Origin of the sequence: Acinetobacter sp. AKBS16, assembly GCF_002899995.1 — a bacterium.
Classification (GTDB): Bacteria; Pseudomonadota; Gammaproteobacteria; order Pseudomonadales; family Moraxellaceae; genus Acinetobacter; species Acinetobacter baumannii.
The window spans coordinates 85,161-107,860 of the sequence record NZ_POYH01000089.1 but is presented as its reverse complement, the minus strand read 5'-3'; the positions used below and the strand labels follow the sequence as shown (position 1 = coordinate 107,860).

General features: G+C 39.3%; 21 protein-coding genes and 2 pseudogenes. 9 read left to right on the top strand and 14 right to left on the bottom strand.

From position 1 onward, the window contains the following. The 9 genes and pseudogenes from C1642_RS16215 to sdhC all read right to left on the bottom strand — a co-directional run. On the bottom strand, positions 1-168 hold a 168-nt coding region (locus C1642_RS16215), incomplete at its 3' end, for an ATP-grasp domain-containing protein (RefSeq protein WP_171304714.1). A gap of 147 nt (positions 169-315) precedes the next feature. Continuing rightward, positions 316-1,749 (bottom strand): dihydrolipoyl dehydrogenase, encoded by a 1,434-nt coding sequence (gene lpdA, locus C1642_RS16210; RefSeq protein ID WP_000082610.1) that lies wholly within the window; start codon positions 1,747-1,749, stop codon positions 316-318. 62 nt (positions 1,750-1,811) lie between these two features. Next, the gene (gene odhB, locus C1642_RS16205) at positions 1,812-3,008 is read right to left on the bottom strand and encodes a 2-oxoglutarate dehydrogenase complex dihydrolipoyllysine-residue succinyltransferase (RefSeq protein WP_000179879.1); all 1,197 of its coding nucleotides are present in this window, start codon (positions 3,006-3,008) and stop codon (positions 1,812-1,814) included. Beyond that, the gene (locus C1642_RS16200; RefSeq protein ID WP_001984866.1) at positions 3,008-5,848 is read right to left on the bottom strand and encodes a 2-oxoglutarate dehydrogenase E1 component; all 2,841 of its coding nucleotides are present in this window, start codon (positions 5,846-5,848) and stop codon (positions 3,008-3,010) included. The genes odhB and C1642_RS16200 overlap by 1 nt, the downstream gene beginning before the upstream one ends. 157 nt (positions 5,849-6,005) lie before the next feature. Continuing rightward, a pseudogene (locus tag C1642_RS16190) lies at positions 6,006-6,135 on the bottom strand (hypothetical protein). Positions 6,136-6,418: 283 nt separating this feature from the next. Next, positions 6,419-7,129 carry a succinate dehydrogenase iron-sulfur subunit gene (locus tag C1642_RS16185; protein ID WP_000086385.1) on the bottom strand — a complete coding sequence of 237 codons (711 nt, stop codon included), beginning with the start codon at positions 7,127-7,129 and terminating at the stop codon, positions 6,419-6,421. A 14-nt stretch (positions 7,130-7,143) separates the two neighbouring features. Next, positions 7,144-8,979 carry a succinate dehydrogenase flavoprotein subunit gene (gene sdhA, locus C1642_RS16180; protein ID WP_000500957.1) on the bottom strand — a complete coding sequence of 612 codons (1,836 nt, stop codon included), beginning with the start codon at positions 8,977-8,979 and terminating at the stop codon, positions 7,144-7,146. Positions 8,980-8,991: 12 nt separating this feature from the next. Beyond that, the gene (sdhD, locus tag C1642_RS16175) at positions 8,992-9,357 is read right to left on the bottom strand and encodes a succinate dehydrogenase, hydrophobic membrane anchor protein (protein WP_000833672.1); all 366 of its coding nucleotides are present in this window, start codon (positions 9,355-9,357) and stop codon (positions 8,992-8,994) included. Continuing rightward, positions 9,357-9,758, bottom strand: a complete 402-nt coding sequence (gene sdhC, locus C1642_RS16170) for a succinate dehydrogenase, cytochrome b556 subunit (RefSeq protein WP_001984863.1) — start codon at positions 9,756-9,758, stop codon at positions 9,357-9,359. The genes sdhD and sdhC overlap by 1 nt, the downstream gene beginning before the upstream one ends. 954 nt (positions 9,759-10,712) lie before the next feature. On the opposite strand from sdhC, the gene gltA reads away from it, so the two are divergent. Continuing rightward, complete coding sequence (gene gltA / locus C1642_RS16165) at positions 10,713-11,987, top strand: citrate synthase (protein WP_001287579.1); 1,275 nt, start codon at positions 10,713-10,715, stop codon at positions 11,985-11,987. A 69-nt stretch (positions 11,988-12,056) separates the two neighbouring features. Here the strand turns inward: gltA and C1642_RS16160 are convergent, their stop codons facing one another. Beyond that, the gene (locus C1642_RS16160) at positions 12,057-12,542 is read right to left on the bottom strand and encodes a DUF1289 domain-containing protein (protein WP_001981983.1); all 486 of its coding nucleotides are present in this window, start codon (positions 12,540-12,542) and stop codon (positions 12,057-12,059) included. A gap of 111 nt (positions 12,543-12,653) precedes the next feature. Here C1642_RS16160 and C1642_RS16155 point away from each other — a divergent pair, with 111 nt between their 5' ends. Next, on the top strand, positions 12,654-13,586 hold the full coding sequence (locus tag C1642_RS16155) for a rhodanese-related sulfurtransferase (RefSeq protein ID WP_000994655.1): 933 nt from the start codon (positions 12,654-12,656) through the stop codon (positions 13,584-13,586). 123 nt (positions 13,587-13,709) lie between these two features. On the opposite strand, the gene C1642_RS16150 is transcribed toward C1642_RS16155, so the two are convergent. Next, positions 13,710-14,234 (bottom strand): YecA family protein, encoded by a 525-nt coding sequence (locus tag C1642_RS16150; protein WP_001274941.1) that lies wholly within the window; start codon positions 14,232-14,234, stop codon positions 13,710-13,712. A gap of 75 nt (positions 14,235-14,309) precedes the next feature. Beyond that, positions 14,310-14,516, bottom strand: a complete 207-nt coding sequence (locus C1642_RS16145; protein ID WP_000099358.1) for a PA3496 family putative envelope integrity protein — start codon at positions 14,514-14,516, stop codon at positions 14,310-14,312. A 358-nt stretch (positions 14,517-14,874) separates the two neighbouring features. On the opposite strand from C1642_RS16145, the gene rpoD reads away from it, so the two are divergent. The 6 genes from rpoD (at position 14,875) to C1642_RS16115 (ending at position 21,434) form a co-directional block, all read left to right on the top strand. Beyond that, entirely contained in the window at positions 14,875-16,761 is a 1,887-nt protein-coding gene (gene rpoD, locus C1642_RS16140) for an RNA polymerase sigma factor RpoD (protein ID WP_001281941.1), read from the top strand. A gap of 97 nt (positions 16,762-16,858) precedes the next feature. Beyond that, complete coding sequence (locus C1642_RS16135; RefSeq protein WP_000887099.1) at positions 16,859-17,146, top strand: YbeD family protein; 288 nt, start codon at positions 16,859-16,861, stop codon at positions 17,144-17,146. Positions 17,147-17,329: 183 nt separating this feature from the next. Next, a complete protein-coding gene (lipB, locus tag C1642_RS16130; RefSeq protein ID WP_000050857.1) occupies positions 17,330-17,983 on the top strand; it encodes a lipoyl(octanoyl) transferase LipB in 654 nt (217 codons plus the stop codon). Positions 17,984-18,063: 80 nt separating this feature from the next. Continuing rightward, positions 18,064-18,597, top strand: coding sequence for a hypothetical protein (locus C1642_RS16125; protein ID WP_000626048.1), 534 nt, complete (start codon positions 18,064-18,066; stop codon positions 18,595-18,597). 1 nt (position 18,598) lies between these two features. Further along, on the top strand, positions 18,599-19,783 hold the full coding sequence (locus C1642_RS16120) for an iron-containing alcohol dehydrogenase (protein WP_001118410.1): 1,185 nt from the start codon (positions 18,599-18,601) through the stop codon (positions 19,781-19,783). A gap of 265 nt (positions 19,784-20,048) precedes the next feature. Beyond that, positions 20,049-21,434 carry an APC family permease gene (locus C1642_RS16115; RefSeq protein WP_000183443.1) on the top strand — a complete coding sequence of 462 codons (1,386 nt, stop codon included), beginning with the start codon at positions 20,049-20,051 and terminating at the stop codon, positions 21,432-21,434. Positions 21,435-21,473: 39 nt separating this feature from the next. On the opposite strand, the gene C1642_RS16110 is transcribed toward C1642_RS16115, so the two are convergent. Then, positions 21,474-22,034: a flavodoxin family protein gene (locus tag C1642_RS16110; protein ID WP_000071881.1), complete on the bottom strand. Its 561-nt coding sequence runs from the start codon at positions 22,032-22,034 to the stop codon at positions 21,474-21,476. Positions 22,035-22,149: 115 nt separating this feature from the next. Here C1642_RS16110 and C1642_RS16105 point away from each other — a divergent pair, with 115 nt between their 5' ends. Then, positions 22,150-22,530, top strand: coding sequence for a winged helix-turn-helix transcriptional regulator (locus tag C1642_RS16105; RefSeq protein WP_001001259.1), 381 nt, complete (start codon positions 22,150-22,152; stop codon positions 22,528-22,530). 49 nt (positions 22,531-22,579) lie between these two features. Here C1642_RS16105 and C1642_RS19720 read toward each other — a convergent pair. Next, positions 22,580-22,700, bottom strand: a pseudogene (locus C1642_RS19720) (tRNA (uridine(34)/cytosine(34)/5-carboxymethylaminomethyluridine(34)-2'-O)-methyltransferase TrmL); the annotation flags it as partial.

Genomic DNA, 22,700 nt, shown 5'->3' with positions numbered 1-22,700 from the left:
CTTACCACGACCACCAGCATGAACTTGCGCCTTCATTACAGCGAATTTACCACCAAGCTGTTCAAATGCAGCAACTGCTTCGTCTGCATTGGTTGCCAAGATACCTTCTTGTACCGGCATACCATATTCTTTCAATAACGCTTTAGCTTGATACTCATGTAAGTTCATTTAGTTACCTACTTAACTTTGTTTGTTGTCTTCAATTTGCGCAACATTCTCATGTTGTATAAGCAAATTGCTGTCTACGTCTATCAACTTGATGATTTTTTAATCACACCATCGAATGTGAAAAAGAGCGGAGGACCGCTCTTTATTTTATTTACGCTTACGTTGAATCGCGTGAATTGCACGACCATCTACAGCAAGTGCAGCTTCATGAACAACTTCAGAGAATGTTGGGTGACCAAAAGTCATCAACTGAAGATCTTCAACAGAAGATACAAATTCAAGTGCGATCATACCTTGGTGAACGATATCAGATGCCGCAGGCCCAATCACATGCATACCTAATAAACGGTCAGTTTTTGCATCAGCAACAAACTTAACAAAACCTGCACCTTCACCAGCAGCTAAAGCACGACCATTTACAGCAAAACCGAATTGACCAGTTTTTACTTCATGACCTTTTTCTTTAGCTTGCTCTTCAGTTAAACCAACCCACGCCGCTTCAGGGTGTGTATAGATAACAGAAATGATTGTGTCATAGTTTACTTGAGCTGCATGACCATGAATACGTTCAACAGCCATTACGCCCTCTTCCATTGCTTTATGAGCAAGCATTGGACCGCGTACTAAGTCACCAATCGCATATACACCTTCTACAGAAGTTGCACAGTGATCATTTACTTCAACTAAACCACGCTCAGTTAATTTAATACCTGAATCTTCAGCCAATAAACCTTCCGCATAAGCTTTACGGCCAACACAAACGATTAACTTATCAAACGTTTGTTCTTTGTCTTCACCAGCTTGAGTATATTTAACAGTCACTTCACGACCGTTTACTTCAGTACCAGATACTTTTGCACCAATGCGGATATCTAAACCTTGTTTAGTCAAGATTTTTTGATATTCCTTAGAAAGTGCTTTATCAGCCATTGGCAAGAATGCATCCATTGCTTCAAATACAACAACTTCTGCACCAAGACGACGCCATACTGAACCAAGTTCTAAACCGATTACACCTGCACCAATTACACCTAAACGCTTAGGTACTTCAGGGAAGTTTAATGCGCCAGTTGAATCAACAATAATATCTTGATCTACAGGAGCTACAGGAATATTTACAGGCACAGAACCAGACGCAAGAATTACGTATTTAGGTTCTAAAATTTGAGTTTCACCTTCATGTGGAACAAACTCAACTTTTTTACCAGCAAGTAATTTACCTGTACCTTTTAACCACTCGATACCGTTGCCTTTAAGCAATTGATCAATACCGCCAGTTAATTGGTCAACAATTTTGTCTTTACGAGCAAGAAGTTTTGCAAGATCGAAATTCACTTCACCAGTTGTAATACCGTGATCAGCTAAATGATGCACTGTATCTTCATAACGATGAGAAGAATCAAGCAAAGCTTTAGAAGGGATACAACCTACGTTTAAGCAAGTACCACCTAAAGAAGGCTTACCGTTATGAATACGTTTTTCAATACAAGCGACTTTGAAGCCTAGTTGAGCAGCGCGAATCGCAGCTTCATAACCACCAGGACCACCGCCAATGACAACAAGATCAAATTGTTGAGACATTTTTATCTCCATAAACCAGGATAGAGGATTACTCTACCCTGGTAGGTATTTATTCGAAGAAATTAAAGATCAAGAATGAGTTTAGCTGGTTCTTCTAACAATTCTTTGATTGCTACCAAGAAACCTACAGCTTCTTTACCATCGATCATACGGTGGTCATAAGAAAGCGCTAAGTACATCATTGGCAAGATTTCAACTTGACCATTTACCGCCATAGGACGTTCTTGGATTTTATGCATACCCAAGATACCAGTTTGCGGCTGGTTCAAAATTGGAGTTGAAAGTAATGAACCGAAAGTACCACCGTTAGTGATCGTGAAAGTACCGCCAGTCATTTCTTCGATAGATAATTTACCATCACGTGCTTTAGCAGCGTAAGCAGCAATACCTGCTTCAACTTCTGCATAGCTCATACGGTCAGTATCACGTAATACTGGTACAACAAGACCACGATCAGAAGATACTGCAACACCGATGTCATAGTAACCGTGATAAACGATATCATCGCCATCAATTGAAGCATTTACAGCTGGGTAGCGTTTTAGCGCTTCAGTTGCTGCTTTAACGAAGAATGACATGAAGCCTAAACGAGCACCATGACGTTTTTCGAAAGCATCTTTATATTGCTTACGTAATTCCATGATTGGCTTCATGTTAACTTCGTTAAATGTAGTTAACATAGCTGTTTCTTGAGTAGCTGCAAGAAGACGCTCAGCTACACGTTTACGTAAACGAGTCATTGGAACGCGTTTTTCGATACGCTCGCCAACAGCAACGCTTAATGGAGTAACGTTAGCAGCTGGTTTAGCTTGATGGTTTGCAACATCTTCTTTAGTAATACGACCACCACGACCAGTACCTTGTACGTCAGAAGCAGCAATACCAGATTCAGTTAACGCTTTACGTACCGCAGGAGCTTGATCAGATACAGTTTCATTACGCTCAACAACAGGAGCAGCACCAGCTTGAGTCTGAGCAACTGCTTGTTCTACTGCCGCAGGAGCAGCAGCCGCTGCGCCAGCACCAGCTTCGAATTGAGCAATAACTTCGTCAGAAAGAACTGTATCGCCTTCACCTTTAATGATTGCAACCAAGCTACCATCTGCAGGAGCAACAACTTCTAAAACAACTTTGTCGGTTTCAATATCACAGATTACTTCATCACGTGATACAGGTTCACCCACCTTTTTATGCCAAGTTGCGATGGTTCCATCTGCAACAGACTCTGGGAATACCGGTGCTTTAATTTCGGTTGCCATTATTGAGAATCTCCTGATTGTTCAGCTTCGATTGCCAATGCATCATTAATTAGCTGAGCTTGTTGTTTTGCATGCAAGTACGGTGAGCCACAAGCTGGTGCAGCAGAAGCTTCACGACCTGCAAAACTGATACGGATTTGTTTGCCAGATTTTAAGATATCGTCATATAAACGCGGTGCGATAAACAACCAAGCCCCTTGGTTCTTCGGCTCTTCTTGCGCCCAAACGAGTTCTTTCACATTTGGATAAGCAGCCAAGATTTCCGCAAGACGTTGCTCTGGGTATGGATACAACTGTTCAATACGTACAATTGCAACATTAGTTAAGTTTTGTTCACGACGTTTTTCGAGTAAGTCGTAATAAACTTTACCGCCACAAAGTACAAGACGAGTTACATCTGACTTGTTAATTTGATCGATTTCGTCAATTACAGTTTGGAATGAACCATGTGCTAGCTCTTCTAAAGTAGAAGTCGCAAGTTTATGACGAAGTAAAGATTTCGGTGACATTACGATTAATGGCTTACGAATTGGGCGTACAGCCTGACGACGTAATGCATGGAAAATCTGTGCAGGTGTCGTTGGAGTGATCACTTGCATGTTGTCTTCAGCACATAACTGTAAGAAACGTTCTAAACGAGCTGAAGAGTGCTCTGGACCTTGACCTTCGAAACCGTGTGGTAACAACATTGTTAAACCACAAACACGCTCCCACTTAGTCTCACCAGAAGCAATAAACTGGTCAATCACAACTTGAGCACAGTTTACGAAGTCACCAAATTGTGCTTCCCAAATAATCAAGCTCTTAGGAATTGTAGTTGCGTAACCATATTCGAACGCAAGAACTGCTTCTTCAGATAAAAGAGAGTCGTAAATCGCAAAACGTGGTTGGTTCTCTTTCACATGGCAAAGAGGAATGTAAGTTGAACCATCAACTTGGTTATGCAATTTTGCATGACGGTGTGAGAAGGTACCACGACCCACGTCTTCACCAGTAATACGAACTAGATAGTCTTCATCTAATAAAGTCGCATAAGCTAAAGTTTCTGCTGCACCCCAGTTCAATGGAGTTTCACCAGTTTGCATTTTCACGCGGTCTTCAATTACTTTTTGAACCTGACGCTGCATTACAAACCCTTCAGGAAGCTTGCTCATGCCCTCGCCTAATTCTTTAAGGCGGTTTATGTCAAATGAAGTATCCCAATCGTCTGTATATTCATGGCCCAAATATGGAGTCCAATCTACAAACATTTTAGTGTTCGGTTCAAGAATCAAAGCATTCGCTACATGATTACCCGCTTCTAAATCAGCACGATAATCTTCAACCATTTGGTCAGCTTCAGCACGGTCAAGTACTTTCTCTTGTACCAATTGATCAGCATAAAGTGTACGAGTAGTTGCTTTCTTCGCAATCACTTGATACATCAATGGTTGTGTACCAGATGGCTCATCTGCTTCGTTATGGCCGCGACGACGGTAACAGAACAAATCGATGACTACATCTTTACGGAATTCGTGACGGAAATCATGTGCTAATTGAGTAGCAAAGATAACAGCTTCAGGATCATCACCATTTACATGGAAGATAGGAGCCTGAATCATTTTAGCAACGTCTGTACAGTATTCTGTCGAACGCGCATCACGTGGATCAGAAGTTGTGAAACCAACTTGGTTGTTCACAATAATATGAACTGTACCGCCCACAGTATAGCCACGAGTTTGTGACATCTGGAAGGTTTCCATGTTCACGCCCTGACCTGCAAATGCAGCATCACCATGAACAATAACTGGTAATACGTCATCACCGCCGATGTCTCTACGACGTACTTGACGCGCACGTACAGAACCTTCAACTACAGGGCCAACGATTTCCAAGTGAGATGGGTTAAATGCCAATGCCAAGTGAACTTCACCACCTGGAGTCATTACATTACTTGAGAAACCTTGGTGGTATTTAACGTCACCAGAACCTTTCTTATGAAGTGCTTTACCTTCGAACTCACCAAATAAGTCCGCAGGGTTTTTACCCATAATATTAACAAGAAGGTTCAAACGACCACGGTGTGGCATACCGATAACAACTTCTTTACAACCTACGGCACCAGCACGCTGGATAATCTCATTTACCATAGGAATAAAAGATTCACCGCCTTCAACACCAAAACGTTTAGCGCCGACGTATTTATTACCGAGATATTTTTCTAAGCCTTCAGCAGCAGTTAAGCGCTCTAAGAAGCCTTTCTTTTGTTCATTTGAGAAATTGAATTTACCACGGGCACTTTCAAGACGTTGTTGAATCCAACGTTTCTCTTTTGTGTCCACGATATGCATATATTCAACACCGATCGAACCACAATAGATTGCTTCCATTGCTTCAATCATCTCAGCAAGCGTTGCTTCGCTTTTACCGATCTCAAGATTGCCTGTGTTGAATACTGTGTCTAAATCTGATTTGGTTAAACCGTGTGCTGAAAGATCTAAATCAGGAATATCTTCACGCTTAGCAAGACCTAACGGATCTAACTTAGCTTTTTGATGTCCGCGATTGCGATAAGCAGCAATGAGTTGTAAAACGCCAATTTGACGACGCTCATGTTCAGTACTTACAGTACTTTGTACAACAGGTTGAACACGATTAGCATTACGTCCTAGTAATAGGAATTGCTCACGCACAGCGCTGTGTGGTTGGTCACCCTTTGGATATTTATCGAAATATTGGCGCCAGTCCTCAGCGACGGAGGTTGGGGAAGTCAGGTACTGCTCGTAAAGTTCTTCAATATACGCTGCACTATCAGCGGAAAGTTCAGTGTCAAGACGCAATGCGTCAGCAACTTCTTGCATTTGTGGACCCATTTCCTATTGCAAAAAATATTACAGGCTGCCTTTTAAGCATACCCATGATGCATAATGTCAAATTGGTAAAAATGACACTACTTACCCAACAGGTCTTCAAGACCATGGGGCGTCATACTACCTAGAGAGAAAACTCCATAGGTAATTAATGAATCACAACGCCCTCAATGGCATCATCACTCACCTTATACTCGATAAAAAACCGAGCAATTTTTTGCAAATCTTTTTAGAAAAATTAACTTTAAAATTAACTTTTCTAAAATGACTTTAACCATAAAAATTAAGCACAGATCTAAGATCGTGCCACTTAATTTAATTTCACTAGTATACGCTTTTTTCACCTATAACTTTGTGGCAAATCGTATCATGTTCTTAACGAACGATTGATTTTTTTGACACATACCATCTATAAATTGGCGAAATACATATCCAATTTTATCTATTAATATATGGTGCTTTATATAAAAACCCCTCTTTTACCGACTAAAGTATAAGACACGTATTATAAAATTAAAAAAAAACGCACATCAAGGATGTGCGTTCTCTATTTGCGCAGAATTAACCCGCTTGATCTAACAACATATTACGGATATGACCGATTGCTTTTGTTGGATTCAAACCTTTAGGACATACTGACACACAGTTCATAATACCTTTACAACGGAACAAACTGAATGGATCGTCAAGACGAGCCAAACGTTCTGCAGTTGCAGTATCACGAGAGTCGATAATAAAACGATATGCATTCAACAACGCTGAAGGACCCAAGAATTTATCAGGGTTCCACCAGAATGATGGGCATGAAGTTGAACAACATGCACAAAGAATACACTCATACAAACCATTTAAGTGTTCACGCTCTTCAGGAGATTGCAAACGCTCTTTAGGTGGAGCAGGTTGGTTATTGATCAAGAATGGCTGAATTTTGTCATACTGATCATAGAATTGGTTCATATCAACAACCAAATCTTTAACAACCGGCAAACCAGGTAATGGACGAATTACGATTTTCTCTGGTAAATCGTTAAGGTTTTGCAAGCAAGCCAAACCATTTTTACCATTGATATTCACACCATCAGAACCACAAATACCTTCACGGCAAGAACGACGGAATGTTAACGTTTCGTCTTGAACCTTCAAAGCAAGCAATGCATCAAGCAACATACGGTGCTTATCAGTCAATTCAAGCTTGAAAGTTTGCATGTACGGCGCTTTATCCTTATCAGGATCATAGCGGTAGATTTCGAATGTACGAGTACCTCTACTCATCTTTATACTCCCGATTAGAATGTACGTGGTGCTGGTGGAATTGGATCAACAGTTAACGGCTTGAAGCGCACTGGCTTATATTCCAAACGGTTATCTGATGAATACCATAAAGTATGTTTCATCCACTCATCATCACGGCGACCGTATGAATAAGTTGGGTGATCAGCTGGTAATTCATAATCAACTACCGTATGCGCACCACGACATTCTTTACGCGCAGCAGCTGAAATTAATGTAGCTTTTGCAACTTCATATAAGTTTTCAACTTCAAGCGCTTCAACACGTGCAGTGTTAAATACTTTAGATTTATCTTTCAAGTGGATGTTACGCACGCGTGGTTCAAGAGCAAGAATCTCTTTAACACCCTTATCAAGCAATGCTTGAGTACGGAATACACCTGCGTGATCTTGAACGATATCACGAATTGCATCAGCAACTTCTTGAGCATTTTCGCCAGAAGTTGATTCATCCAATTTACGTACACGAGCTAAAGTTTGCTCTAATACATTTGTTGGAAGCGGTGCATATTCATCACCATGATGCTTAGTTACGTAATCGATAATGTGCTCACCAGCAGCCTTACCAAATACAACCAAGTCAAGAAGTGAGTTAGTACCTAAACGGTTCGCACCATGTACTGATACGCATGAACACTCACCGATTGCATAGAAACCTTTTACAGGTTTAGTGTAGTTGTCTGTACCAGGCTCTGGTAAGCACACTTGACCATGCATATTTGTAGGAATACCACCCATTTGATAATGGATCGTTGGTACTACTGGAATTGGTTCTTTAGTGATGTCAACGTTTGCGAATTTTTTACCAATCTCAAATACAGATGGTAAACGCTTCATAATTGTGTCAGCACCCAAGTGAGTCATATCAAGCAAGATATAATCACCTTTTGGACCACAACCACGACCTTCTTTAATTTCTTGGTCCATAGAACGTGATACGAAGTCACGCGGAGCCAAGTCTTTTAAAGTTGGTGCATAACGTTCCATGAATGGTTCGCCGTCTTTGTTACGAAGGATCGCACCTTCACCACGACAACCTTCAGTCAACAATACGCCTGCGCCCGCAACACCTGTAGGGTGGAATTGCCAGAATTCCATATCTTGTAATGGAATACCAGCACGAGCAGCCATACCAAGACCGTCACCAGTGTTGATATAAGCATTTGTTGATGCACGGTAAACACGACCAGCACCACCAGTTGCAAATAATGTTGCTTTTGCTTGGAATACTGCAATGTTACCAGTTTCTTGGTCAATTGCAGTTACACCGAGTACATCACCCGCTTCGTTACGGATCAAATCAAGAGCGATCCACTCAACGAAGAATTGAGTACCCATTTTCACGTTGCTTTGATAAAGCGTGTGCAATAAAGCGTGACCAGTACGGTCGGCAGCTGCACAAGCACGTGGAACTGGTTTATCACCATAGTTTGCAGAGTGACCACCGAACGGACGTTGGTAAATTGTACCATCAGCGTTACGGTCAAACGGCATACCTAAGTGTTCAAGTTCATAAACAACTTTTGGCGCCTCACGACACATAAATTCGATTGCGTCTTGGTCACCTAACCAGTCAGAACCTTTTACTGTATCGTAAAAGTGGAAATGCCAGTTATCTTCTTGCATGTTACCTAACGACGCACCAATACCGCCCTGAGCAGCAACTGTATGTGAACGTGTTGGGAAAACTTTAGTAAGTACTGCAACTTTCAAACCTGCTTGAGCAAGTTGGTAAGATGCACGCATACCAGAACCACCACCACCAACGATAACAGCATCGAAAGTGAGGTTTTGAATATTTGAATAATCTTCTTTAGGGTTTATCGCGCCCATGATATCTTCCTATCAATTCGCCCAGAAAATCTGGATACCCCAGATTGCGTACACAAACACTGCAATAATGACAGCCGTAGTCAGTACAAGGCGTAAACCTTTCGCTGAAGGACCCATTTGACGAGTAGTGACATAGTCAGTAAAAACCTGCCACATACCAATCCATGCGTGTGCGATAAGCGACAAAATTGCCAACAAAGAGAAAATCTTCATTGGTAATGTCATCATGAAGCCAGCCCATTGTTGATAGTCAAATCCGCCTTTGCAGAGGATCCAACCAAAAAGAACAACAGTATAAGCTGCCAATACCACAGCACTTACACGCTGGATAAACCAATCACGAGAACCTGAACCTGTTAAACCTGTAGCACTTTTCATTAGAACATAATCCATACAAAGGCTGCGATAATGGCTACCACAGATAAGATCAATGAAATTGTCGCTGCAATACGACCGCTTTGCAGTTCTTCAGCAAAACCTAGATCTGCAAGCAAATGCTTAACCCCAGCAATGAAGTGGAAAATCAAGCCGGCTACAAATACCCACACAACAAAACGTACGAGGATATTTCCAAAAACGACATTTTTAACGTAGTCAAATCCTTCTGGTGAAGATAATGATTTATCTAGAATCCATAAGAGAACTGGTACTAATAAGAAAACGATGACACCTGATAAACGGTGTAAAATTGATGCAATAGCCACGGGTGAGCGTAAATTTACCGCTAACACCTGACCCATGGACAAATTGACAGGTCTGTTGCTTTTCACAGCGGGCATCCTGTAGGTAGAAACTCCGACCGGAGTTTGTTGAATTAATTCCAAGGAAAGCTGGCATTGTTAGGCAAGCACAGCTCATGCCTAACCTATAAACGACACTGAATTATAAAACGCGAAATATCAAAATACAAACAATCGACTTTGGCTTTTCCGCAAAAACTCATCAAATAAGAATCATTCACATAGCCAAACAGCATCCTTTCCTATCCCGAAGTTAAGAATAAACAAAACATGTGCTTGTTTAATCTCATCTTTTATAAAAAATTGCTTTTCTACAGTTTTATTTAAAATAAGTGCATTTTAGACTAAAGATAAAGTTAATAAATCATCAACTCAAGACAAAAATATAAATAAAACTGCTTCTTACCTGCTAATTTTATTCAGTTTTATCTATAAAGAGGGTTTATCCGTGTTTATATCAAAAGAAATAAAGTGCTACTTGACTGTTAACAATGATCACTATTTTTACAAAAAATGAGTTTTAATTTTTTCTAGACTGTTCAATGAGCTATTTTTTAAACAATTAAACTTAAAAAAAAGACAACTTTTGGAATTATCAAATAGTGATAATGTGGCGATTTTTGAATCACAATTTAAAATTACAGCCTGAGTTTTATGATTTTTTTAAACGGATTGGCATTTTATAACGTTACCCTATTCTTAATTTTTATTTAAAAATTTGCTTACAATTGTACTCACGCTTCATTTTTTTTCTGCACGTTCTTCTTGAATTGACTTATGATACCATCCCGATGCAGTGATTTTACTGACTTTTTTTGCTCGGGTCTTGATGACTAACTCTCTGTGGGAACGTCATTTTTTATCCATAAGTATAATTGACAAAATTTCAGTACTCACTAATCTTATAGCAAATTTTGACACCGTCTGATTCGCACATGAGAAAATTAGGATTTCGAGTCAGATAATCATTCACCAGGACAGGAGATCTATTGAATGTCTGAAGCAACTGGCAAAAAAGCCGTATTACATCTTGATGGCAAAGAAATTGAATTACCAATTTACAGTGGCACATTAGGTCCCGATGTAATCGACGTTAAAGATGTATTGGCCTCAGGTCACTTTACTTTTGATCCTGGTTTTATGGCGACAGCTTCATGCGAGTCTAAAATCACATTTATCGATGGTGACAAAGGTATTTTATTACACCGCGGTTACCCGATTGACCAGTTAGCGACTCAAGCAGACTACCTTGAAACTTGTTATTTATTATTAAATGGCGAGTTACCAACTGCTGAACAAAAAGTTGAGTTCGATGCGAAAGTTCGTGCTCATACTATGGTTCATGATCAAGTTAGCCGTTTCTTCAATGGTTTCCGTCGTGATGCTCACCCTATGGCAATCATGGTTGGTGTAGTAGGCGCATTATCTGCTTTCTATCACAACAACCTTGACATTGAAGACATCAACCACCGCGAAATTACTGCGATTCGTTTGATTGCTAAAATTCCAACGCTTGCTGCTTGGAGCTACAAATATACTGTAGGTCAGCCATTCATTTATCCACGTAATGACTTAAATTACGCGGAAAACTTCTTACACATGATGTTTGCAACTCCTGCAGACCGTGACTACAAAGTAAACCCTGTTCTTGCACGTGCAATGGATCGTATCTTTACGCTTCATGCTGACCACGAACAAAACGCGTCTACTTCTACAGTTCGTCTTGCTGGTTCTACTGGTGCGAATCCATATGCATGTATCTCTGCTGGTATCTCTGCTCTTTGGGGTCCTGCACACGGTGGTGCGAACGAAGCAGTTCTTAAAATGCTTGATGAAATCGGTAGCGTTGAAAATGTTGCTGAGTTCATGGAAAAAGTTAAACGCAAAGAAGTTAAACTTATGGGCTTCGGTCACCGCGTTTACAAAAACTTCGACCCACGTGCTAAAGTGATGAAGCAAACTTGTGACGAAGTTCTTGAAGCATTAGGTATCAATGATCCTCAATTAGCGCTTGCTATGGAACTTGAACGTATTGCATTGAACGACCCGTACTTTGTTGAACGTAAACTTTACCCTAACGTAGACTTCTACTCTGGTATCATCCTTAAAGCGATTGGTATCCCAACAGAAATGTTTACTGTTATTTTCGCTCTTGCACGTACAGTTGGCTGGATCAGTCACTGGTTAGAAATGCACAGCGGTCCTTACAAAATTGGTCGTCCTCGTCAGCTTTACACTGGTGAAGTGCAACGTGACATCAAGCGTTAATATTCGAAAGAACATTAATGTAAAAAAGCTGCCTAATGGCAGCTTTTTTTATAAATAAGTTTTTAAAAGTTATTCTTCTTCAAACATATTTAATAAGTGATGACTAATACCATCAGCTCTTAACCAAGCCAACTCATAACTTGCTTTAGCCAAAGCTAAAATACGTCTTTCAAACTCAGTCCATACTTCTTTAACTTGTGCTTCTGAAATCCCTAAACCACTCTCATGAGCTAAATGCTTATTCTTTTCACATATTTTTAAGGCATGGTAGAGTTTACGCCCTTTACTCGCCCCTTCCATTAACCTGACACGTTTACCTAATATAAATCCTTCTACATGCTGTAGATTTGCCTGCGGCAACATAGGTACCAAAATCTGATCCAATTGATCATCTAAACGCTTCCAGACAGCTAAACGCTGCTCTGCCGTATAGGTATTCCATTGAATTACTTCATGGTTAAAGCGGCGACAACCACGACACACCTGATCACCAAAAACTGTTGAACAACGCCCTGCACATGGGGTGAGAGAGAGCATTCGATGATCACTACTCAAAACAGACTCCTTAAATAAACCATATACTTTTTATGGTTTTCTCGCTTATTACGAATTTTCGCGCTAAAATATGCGCCTTAAATTTCTATCTTAATACATTTGGAGTTTTCCATGAACGCTACTGTAGAACAGCTTGCACCTGTAGAACAGCAAGCGACCGCGGGTTGGGTTGTTGCAGCACTATATCAATTTAAAGAAGTTCAAGATCCAGCTGATCTTCAACAACGTCTTTTAGACTTAGTGAAAACAATTAACCTTTGCGGAACTCTGATTGTAGCAGGTGAAGGAATTAATGGTACTGTTGCGGGGGACCGTGAGGCAATTGATACGATTCATCAATTTTTGTTAAACGAAGGTTTTAACGCTATGGAATATAAAGAATCCCATAGTTCTGATAAACCTTTCCGTAAAATGAAAATCAAGCTTAAAAAAGAAATCGTGACTTTAGGTGTTGAAGTAAAACCTCGTGATTTAGTGGGTCACTATCTTGATCCTAAAGAATGGAATGAGCTTATTGCACGTGATGATGTGATTCTAATCGACACACGTAATGACTATGAATATAAAGCCGGAACTTTCAAGGGGGCGATTGACCCAAAAACAGAAACTTTCCGCGAATTTCCTGAATATGTAAAAAAAGAGTTAGAACAACATAAAGATAAGAAAATCGCGATGTTCTGTACGGGTGGTATTCGCTGCGAAAAATCAACTTCTTTACTTCTTCAAGAAGGCTTTAAAGAGGTTTACCACCTTAAAGGCGGTATTCTTAAATATTTAGAAGAAACTCCTCCTGATGAAAGCCTTTGGGAAGGCGAATGTTTCGTATTTGATGGACGTACTGCTGTAACTCATGGTGTTGAAGAAGGTGCAAATATTAAATGTCATGCTTGTGGCTGGCCTTTAACTCCTGAAGAGTCTGCGCTACCAAGCTATGAACATGGTGTTTCTTGCTTGTACTGTATTGATAAAACCACTGAAAAACAAAAAGCTGGCTTCCGTATGCGCCAATCACAAATTGCTGCCGCTAAACGTAAACGTCTATAAGATTTAATAGAGTTTCAAAAAAGGCATTTAGTTTTCTAGATGCCTTTTTTTAATTCATATAAATAAATTCTGACAATAAAAAACGCCCTAGAAAGGACGTTATTTATTATTTCTTCTAATAAATTAATTTGGAGTATGGTACATCAAATATAACTCATTCAAATTATCTGGGATTTCTTCTGCCAGTTCATCCATTAACTGTCCATTGCGACGGAAAGATTCCATCTGTGGATCTTCTTCATCAATTCCGCTAAAAACCATGATTGGTAAAGTCAAATCAACCAATTGTTCTTCATACTCAGGGGCAAACCAAGCCTCTTCGTTTAAGAACATTGCATCAACAAACCCTACACTCCAATCGCCTAGGCTTGATTCAACGTCAGCTTCTTCAACTTCAAATGGAAATTCAATCCCATTTTCATTTGCTAAATCTTGACGAATCGACTCTAGCCAAACCTTGATTTGTTGAATAATTTCAGCCGGAACCTTTTTCTGGTTACCTTCGAACAATTCATCTAACCAACGGTCAAACTGAGGGCCTACTGCAATTGCACACAAAAATCCATGAGTTGCAGCAAAGTCTAGACCATACTCATTGTGGTCTCCATCTAGATATTCACTTAATTGGTCTAAATCTAATGCACTCATTGTGTGTTACCTGACTTTAAAAAGAAATTGACGATAGCATAGCACTTAAGCTGACGATGCCCTATTTAGTTTTGATTAGTCTTCGTCATCAAGATCATCATCGTCTAAATCATAATCGAAATCTTTTAACTCACGCTCTAAACGGCGCTGTGCCAATAGATCATCAATTAATCTACGTTTTTCCAACGATTCTTTTGCACTGATTTTGCCTGATGACTCATCAAAACCGACATCATCATCATCGCCGTAGTTATCATCTAGTTCAAAATCTGTAGAAGACACTAAAACTACCTCATAATGAAAAAATGTGAATGGGTCTAGCCGCTATTTATCTGTCTTACTTTTCCTTGTCAAGTTTTATTTATATTTTTTTCATTTAATTGCTCATTTGTACTTTTTTTCACCCAAAAAATTGTGTATTTATAAAACAGAACAATCTTTTGATAAGCGAAGATTTCTACAAATTTTTCTATGATTTAACCTTGAAAAAAATGATTTTAGCCCAATATTCAAAAAATAGTCGTGAATTCAAAGATATTTTTTATTTAACGGTCACCGATCAAAGCCCAAACATTTCAAGCAAATTGTGCTATCATGCACGGTTTTTCACTGCCACAGATTCAACAAAGAGTAAGCAAAGATGAGCGATATGCATTCCCCTACTTCTCAAGTAGCGGCTCTGATTAGCCGAGGCAAAGAACAAGGTTACTTAACTTACGCTGAGGTTAACGATCATCTGCCGGACTCGATTACTGAAAGCGAACAGATTGAAGACATCATCCAGATGCTTCAAGACGTTGGTATTCCTGTACACGAGCGTGCACCTGAATCTGACGATACCATGTTCGGCGAATCAGCTGATGCAACTGATGAAGTTGCTGAAGAAGAAGCTGCTGCCGTACTTGCATCTGTTGAAAATGAGCCTGGACGTACGACAGACCCTGTACGTATGTACATGCGTGAAATGGGTACAGTAGAACTGTTAACCCGTGAAGGTGAAATCAGCATTGCTAAACGTATTGAAGAAGGCATTCGTGATGTCTTGAACTCAATCGCTTACTGGCCAAATGCTGTTGAAGTTGTATTAAAAGAATATAATGATTTTTTAACTGGCGAACGCCGTCTTGCCGATATCTTATCTGGTTATTTAGACCCTGAAACTGATGAAGATATTCCTGAAGTTTTAGAAGACGTTGAAGAGCTTGAGGAAGAAGACGAATCATCTACAAAGTCAACGAAAGAAGTTAAGCTTGATGATGACGATGAAGAAGAAGAGTCTGAAGGTGATGATGATTCTGAAGGTGATTCAGGTCCAGACCCTGAAGTTGCAAAAGTTCGTTTTGCTGAATTAGAAGCTGCATGGGCTCAAACTAAAGCTGTCATCGAAAAACATGGCCGTAATAGCCCTGAAGCAAATGAAGCTCTTGAGTCTTTAGCAACTGTATTTATGATGTTTAAATTTACTCCACGTTTATTTGACATCATTTCAGAAATGATTCGCGGCACTCATGAACAAATTCGTGCCAATGAACGTGAAATTATGCGTTATGCAGTACGTCGTGGTCGTATGGACCGTAACCAGTTCCGTACATCTTTCCCGAAACAGGAATCTAATCCTGCTTGGTTAGATGAACAAATTGCTAAAGCTCCAGCTGAAATCAAGGCTCACTTGGAAAAAGTTCGTCCTGATGTTTTAGCCTTCCAGCAAAAAATTGCAGATATCGAAAAAGAGCTTGGCCTAAACGTTAGTGAAATTAAAGATATTTCTAAACGTATGGCAATTGGTGAAGCCAAAGCTCGTCGTGCAAAAAAAGAAATGGTAGAGGCCAACCTTCGTTTGGTAATTTCGATTGCGAAAAAATATACCAACCGTGGTTTACAGTTCCTTGACTTGATTCAAGAAGGGAACATTGGTTTGATGAAAGCCGTAGACAAGTTTGAATACCGTCGTGGTTATAAATTCTCGACTTATGCGACTTGGTGGATTCGTCAGGCAATTACCCGTTCTATTGCCGATCAGGCTCGTACAATTCGTATTCCTGTACACATGATTGAAACGATTAACAAAATTAACCGTGTATCGCGTCAATTATTACAGGAAATGGGCCGTGAACCTACTCCTGAAGAGTTAGGCGAACGCTTAGAAATGGATGAGGTTAAAGTTCGTAAGGTTCTTAAAATTGCGAAAGAGCCAATTTCAATGGAAACTCCAATCGGTGATGATGAAGATTCGCATCTTGGCGATTTCATTGAAGACCAGAACATCACGTCTCCAATTGATGCTGCGACTTCAGAAGGCTTAAAAGAAGCAACTCGTGAAGTTTTAGAAAACTTAACTGAACGTGAAGCAAAAGTATTGAAGATGCGTTTTGGTATTGATATGCCAACCGATCATACTTTAGAAGAAGTAGGTAAGCAGTTTGATGTAACACGTGAGCGTATTCGTCAGATTGAAGCGAAAGCATTGCGTAAATTACGTCACCCTTCTCGTTCTGAACACTTGCGTTCTTTCCTAGAGAATGACTAATTTTTGAAATCTTGAAATTTCGAGACTAGTCCCCATTTAATAGAAAGAGCTATAAACGCCTGCGATGATGCAGGCGTTTCACATGATGAGGTTACTTATGTTAGACCGCACTCCATCTCGCGAACTCCGTGAAGACCTTTGGGTATTTCCAATGGACTATCCAATTAAACTCATTGGCGATGCGGGTGAAGAATTACGTATAGCTGTCGTTGATATTCTAGTGAAACATTTTCCTGACTTTGACCAAACAACGTTAAAAGTACAAGAATCACGTACAGGCAAATACCATTCATTAACCGCGCAATTACGCTTTGATGAATTGGAACAAGTGCATGCTTTGTATGCAGACTTGGCTGCTTGTCCGCAAATAAGAACTGCGCTTTAATTTTAAAATGCCATGACAAATTTAATGTCATGGCATTTTTATTTATACCAATCTTTATAGAAATAATTACAAATATTTAGAACCGTTTAGGCAAAATACTTTAAACTCATCAAAAGCATACTCTCATAATTTAAAGTTGAGAGACTTCCCTTCTGTTAAGTACTATGCACAGGAAAATGTTTAATGAGCCTTGATAAACCCACTTTGATTATTCGTCAGTGGAACGATTTACAAGATTATCAAAGCAAATTCGAATCGATGAAGAACCTGACCAATCAACGTGATGAAAATACAGCAGACGAGCTGTGGTTACTCCAACATCATGAAGTACTAACTCAAGGTCAGGCAGGAAAACCAGAACATATTCTGATTCCATCAAACATTCCTGTGGTACAAACTGACCGTGGTGGACAAGTGACATGGCATGGCCCTGGTCAACTCGTCGCTTACTTTATGTTTGACCTTAATCGACTGAAATGGAATGTACGCACATTGGTCAGTTTTGCTGAACAATTTATGATAGATGTTTTAAAGAAATATAACATTGAAGCATATGCAAAACCTGATGCACCAGGCGTTTATGTGGATGGCAGAAAGATTGGTTCATTAGGCTTCAAAATTCGCCGTGGACGTAGTTATCACGGTTTAGCCCTAAACTTGGACTGTGCTCTAACTGGTTTTCAAACCATCAACCCTTGTGGTTATGCAGGGCTAGAAATGGTCCGCATACAAGATTTAGTGACTCCATATCCATCATTTGAACAACTTTGTCAGGACTTTATTGAGTATATTAAAGCTACTGAGTACTTTAATGACCCAGAAGTCAAAATTGAATAAATGATTTTGAGATGGAATAAAAATATATTAGAGTAATTACTCTAAATTTGCTTTTGCATAATTTTAAGAAGGGATAGCAAGTGATTTCGACAAAAGCTGTAAAGCCCACTCTGCAACTTGCCTACGTTAAGCTCATGATGGACGTTGTTGGTCGAGGCTTAGTCATGGCGAGTCAAGTAGATAGTGAAATACAAGAGGAAGTGTCTAAATTTCCTGTTCACTTTGTACTTTCAATGAATGTCTTCCCAAATGGACCAGCATTTTTTGCACGAGTGACAGAAGATAAACAATTAGAACTGCTGAAAAGAGCGGAAAAAAAGCCTGATTTAACCATTACGTTTAAGCATGTAACTCATGCCTTTTTGGTTTTCTCTTTTCAGGAAAGTACTGCTCAAGCCTTTGCAAATGACCGCATGATTGCTGATGGTGATGTATCCGCAGCAATTCGTTTAGTCCGCTGCCTCAATAAAATGGAGTCTCTCATTTTACCGAAATTGGTGGCTTCACTCGCTGTTAAAGAATACCCAACTGAACTTACCCTAAAAGAAAAATTCAACCAAGCTGCAAATATTTATTTAAAAGTAGCTAAGTCTTACTTCAAGCGGAGCGCATAACATGGCTAAACCATATTACGAATTCTTTTGTCCTGTAAAAGTCATTGCCGGTAATGCTGCTTTAGAACATATTCCGTTTGAACTTGCGACTTTAGGTGCAAAACGCCCTCTTATCATTACCGATAAAGGTGTTCGTGCAAATGGCTTGTTAAACCCTATTGAAGCTGCTTTTAGCACAACTGATGCAGTCATTGGTCATGTTTTTGATGATGTTCCACCAGACTCAAGTCTTGAAGTTGTTCGACTTGCCGCGGAAGCTTATCGCACAAATAAATGTGATGCGATTATTGCTGTGGGCGGTGGTTCTGTTATCGATACCTCTAAAGCAACTAACATTTTAGTATCAGAAGGTGGAGATGATCTTCTTCAATATTCTGGTGCACACAACCTACCAAAACCATTAAAACCATTTTTCGTCATCCCGACTACATCAGGTACGGGATCTGAAGTGACTATGGTTGCTGTTGTGTCTGATACACAAAAGAATGTTAAATTGGCATTTGCTTCATATTACTTAATGCCACATGCTGCGATTTTAGATCCACGCATGACATTAACTTTACCACCTCACTTAACTGCAATGACGGGCATGGATGCATTAACACATTGTGTTGAAGCATACACCTGTATGGCAGCCAACCCACTCAGCGATGCTTATGCAAGTGCGGGTATTAAAAAGATTAGCGAAAATCTATTTAATGTCTTAGAAAATCCAAATGACTCACAAGGTCGTTTAGAACTCGCCCAAGCTTCTACAATGGCAGGTATCGCATTCTCTAACTCGATGGTAGGCCTTGTACACTCATTAGGACATGCATTAGGTGCAGTTGCTCACCTGCCCCACGGGCTGTGCATGAACTTATTCTTACCTTATGTGCTTGAGTACAATAAACAAGTCAATGGTCAGAAAATTGGCGAGTTGCTATTACCACTTGCAGGTGCCGATATTTATGCCCAGACTCCTGCTACTCAGCGTGCAGACAGAGCAATCGCAACTATTTTAGCAATGCGTGATCGTTTATTTAGCTTAACCAAATTACCACGTACCTTACGTGAAACAGGTAAAGTTACTGAAGCACAGCTTGATGAAGTGGCAGAGAAAGCACTAAATGATGGCTCAATTATTTATAATCCTAAAGAAGCAAGCTTAAAAGATCTAAGAGAGATCTTACAAAAAGCCTGGTAATTTAAGATTTAGATATCTAAAGCAAAAAGCTAAAGGTCTGATTTTTATGACAAATCAGACCTTTTTTATATCTATGAATTTTTATTCATCATTTTCTTTGGAAATATGGCAAAAAATTTGCTAAAAAATCCACGAAAGTACTGACAATTTGCATCAATTTAGGATAGATTGGCGCACTTTATCTTTTATGTAGGGGGGATCGTTCGTCTCAAACGATCCTTAACACCAAGCTGATCCTTGATCAACGATTATGAGGATAACGCCGTTGACAAACTTATCTGGGACTAAACCAACAGCTAAACTTCAAAAGAATCTTGTGCTTTGGCACATCATTATTATTGGTTTAGCTTATATTCAGCCATTAACTTTATTTGATACTTTTGGTTTAGTATCAGAACGAAGTGGTGGACATGTACCTACTTCTTATATCTTTGCCTTAGTTGCAATTTTATTGACGTCGATCAGTTATGGACACATGATCAAACGCTATCCTTCTTCAGGATCAGCATATACCTACGCCCAAAAGTCAATTCACCCTAATGTTGGTTTTATGGTGGGTTGGTCATCTTGGCTAGACTATCTACTTTCACCACTCGTCAATATCATTTTGGCCGATATTTATTTAAGAGCTTTGTTTCCAGAAGTAAATAATTGGCTATGGGTTATTGGCTTAACTGCATTAATGACTGTGATTAACTTATTTGGCGCACGCTTTGTCGCACGTTTTAACAGTACAATTGTAGTTATTCAACTTGGTGTTATTTTTTACTTTGTTTATCAAGTATATATTCTCCTTACCCAAGGCGTATATGCTGATGGTACGCTTAATCCCGATAAAGCCGAATTATGGTCATTAACTCCTTTTTGGAATGATATGACTTCTATTAGTGCTTTGATTGGTGGTGCAACAGTACTGTGCTTTTCTTTTACAGGTTTTGATGCTTTATCTTCACTTGCAGAAGAAACTAAAGATGCTGAAAAAACGCTTCCAAAAGCGATTTTCTCAACAGCATTACTTGCAGGTATTATTTTTATTGTAAGCACTTACTTTATCCAGTTGTATTTCCCTAGCAACCCAAACATCTATTTTAAACCGTTAGATGAATCACAACCTGTTATGGTTGCAGCAATTGGCAGCATTGCATTTAAAACATTAGTTTTATATTTTGCTGTAGTTGCAGTAATGGCATCCGGTATTTCAGCACATGCTGGTGTATCTCGCTTAATGTATGTAATGGGCCGTGATGGGGTTATCAATAAAAAGCTGTTTGGTCATATTAGCCCAAGATTGCATACTCCGACTTACAACATTCTTATTGTTGGTGTGGTTGCATTATCTGCTGGCTTTTTAGACCTTGAGCATATTGTTAACTTAATTAGTTTCGGGGCCTTAACTGCTTTTAGTTTTGTAAACTTCTCGGTGATTTCGCGCTACGCGCTGAGAGATGGTAAAAACAAATCTATCAAAGATATTATTAATTACATTATTGTACCAACGCTTGGCTTTGCTAGTGTGTTCTTAATGTGGTTAGAAATTGACAAGCTTGCTTTGCAAATTGGCTTAGCTTGGGCAGTGTTTGGGGTAGGTTATCTTGCCTATAAAACCAAAGGCTTTAAATATAATGCTCCTCAACATAATGAGCATGAATAATAAAAAAGGCGCTTAAAAGCGCCTTTTTTTATGGACTCATTAACCATATATTTTATTTACAATGGCTTGTACACGTTTTGCATAAACTTTAGCTGTTTCCAAATCCCCTGTTGGGACTTCATCTACACTTGCATCCGAAGGCGATTGAACTAAAAGCCCTACCGAACCGCCTAAATTATTTACATCTTCACGTGTTGCATCTTTGGTATTCGCTGGCAATAAGCCCAGACTCACCCAAATACCACCATGCTGTGATGCTAAAGTTTGCAGTTGGATAAGCGTAACTTGTTTATCCCCATTTAAACTTGCACTATTCGTAAAGCCTGCAAAAACTTTATCTTGCCAACCACGTGTGAACCAAACCTTTGAAGTTGCATCAGCAAATTTTTTAAATTGCCATGGTGCTGTACCCATATAAGTCGGCGCACCAAACACAATGCCTTTTGCATTATTCAATGTTTCCCAATCTTGGTCAGTGATATTACCTTCCTGATTAATCTGGATAAGTTGAGCATTAATTTCATTAGCAAAAGTTTCAGCCACTACTTTAGTGTGGCCATAACCCGAGAAATATACAACCGCAATATTAGAATTAGACATGGAAGAAAACCTATGTTTTATTAAATTCCATTTAATGATATATTTTAGATACTAGGTGTCAATTAGTTACCATTTGGTAACTATCCTATTTTTTAGAAAAGAGAGGGTAAATTAGATGAATGAATGTCTAAAATATAATATTTTTCAACAACATTGCCCTGCTCGACTGTTTTTTGAAAAAATTGCAGACAAATGGGTTTTACTCATCTTAAATATTCTTGAGCATGAAACTCAGCACTTCAACTTACTTAAAAAAAATATTGAAGGGATTTCACCTAAAGTCTTGTCTCAGAAGTTAAAAATGTTAGAGAGAGACGGTTTTATCGAACGAAAAATTCAGGATACCTCCCCTATTCGTGTCGATTATTCCCTCACGCCACTTGGGCAAAATGTAGCTGCTATGGCGTATCAGTTAAAAGAGTGGGCTGAAACTAATATTGAGCAAGTTTTAGCAGCCCAAATCATCTATGACGAAAAAATACTAGAACAAGCTTGAATAAAAATAAGGCCACTAAGGGCCTTATTTTTATTCAGTACTTAAGAAATTAACCTAATTTTTTAAAGCCTTGCTGACGCCATGCTTCATATACAATTACGGCAGTTGCATTAGATAAGTTTAAACTTCTTGAGTTTTCTGCCATTGGTAAACGAATCCATTGTTCTTGA

Bases quoted from the DNA above. Each gene is read 5' to 3' on its own strand.
- lpdA (WP_000082610.1), bottom strand. From the start codon at position 1,749: ATGTCTCAACAATTTGATCTTGTTGTCATTGGCGGTGGTCCTGGTGGT.
- odhB (WP_000179879.1), bottom strand. From the start codon at position 3,008: ATGGCAACCGAAATTAAAGCACCGGTATTCCCAGAGTCTGTTGCAGAT.
- C1642_RS16200 (WP_001984866.1), bottom strand. From the start codon at position 5,848: ATGCAAGAAGTTGCTGACGCATTGCGTCTTGACACTGAACTTTCCGCT.
- C1642_RS16185 (WP_000086385.1), bottom strand. From the start codon at position 7,129: ATGAGTAGAGGTACTCGTACATTCGAAATCTACCGCTATGATCCTGAT.
- sdhA (WP_000500957.1), bottom strand. From the start codon at position 8,979: ATGGGCGCGATAAACCCTAAAGAAGATTATTCAAATATTCAAAACCTC.
- sdhD (WP_000833672.1), bottom strand. From the start codon at position 9,357: ATGAAAAGTGCTACAGGTTTAACAGGTTCAGGTTCTCGTGATTGGTTT.
- sdhC (WP_001984863.1), bottom strand. From the start codon at position 9,758: ATGCCCGCTGTGAAAAGCAACAGACCTGTCAATTTGTCCATGGGTCAG.
- gltA (WP_001287579.1), top strand. From the start codon at position 10,713: ATGTCTGAAGCAACTGGCAAAAAAGCCGTATTACATCTTGATGGCAAA.
- C1642_RS16155 (WP_000994655.1), top strand. From the start codon at position 12,654: ATGAACGCTACTGTAGAACAGCTTGCACCTGTAGAACAGCAAGCGACC.
- C1642_RS16150 (WP_001274941.1), bottom strand. From the start codon at position 14,234: ATGAGTGCATTAGATTTAGACCAATTAAGTGAATATCTAGATGGAGAC.
- rpoD (WP_001281941.1), top strand. From the start codon at position 14,875: ATGAGCGATATGCATTCCCCTACTTCTCAAGTAGCGGCTCTGATTAGC.
- C1642_RS16135 (WP_000887099.1), top strand. From the start codon at position 16,859: ATGTTAGACCGCACTCCATCTCGCGAACTCCGTGAAGACCTTTGGGTA.
- lipB (WP_000050857.1), top strand. From the start codon at position 17,330: ATGAGCCTTGATAAACCCACTTTGATTATTCGTCAGTGGAACGATTTA.
- C1642_RS16120 (WP_001118410.1), top strand. From the start codon at position 18,599: ATGGCTAAACCATATTACGAATTCTTTTGTCCTGTAAAAGTCATTGCC.
- C1642_RS16110 (WP_000071881.1), bottom strand. From the start codon at position 22,034: ATGTCTAATTCTAATATTGCGGTTGTATATTTCTCGGGTTATGGCCAC.
- C1642_RS16105 (WP_001001259.1), top strand. From the start codon at position 22,150: ATGAATGAATGTCTAAAATATAATATTTTTCAACAACATTGCCCTGCT.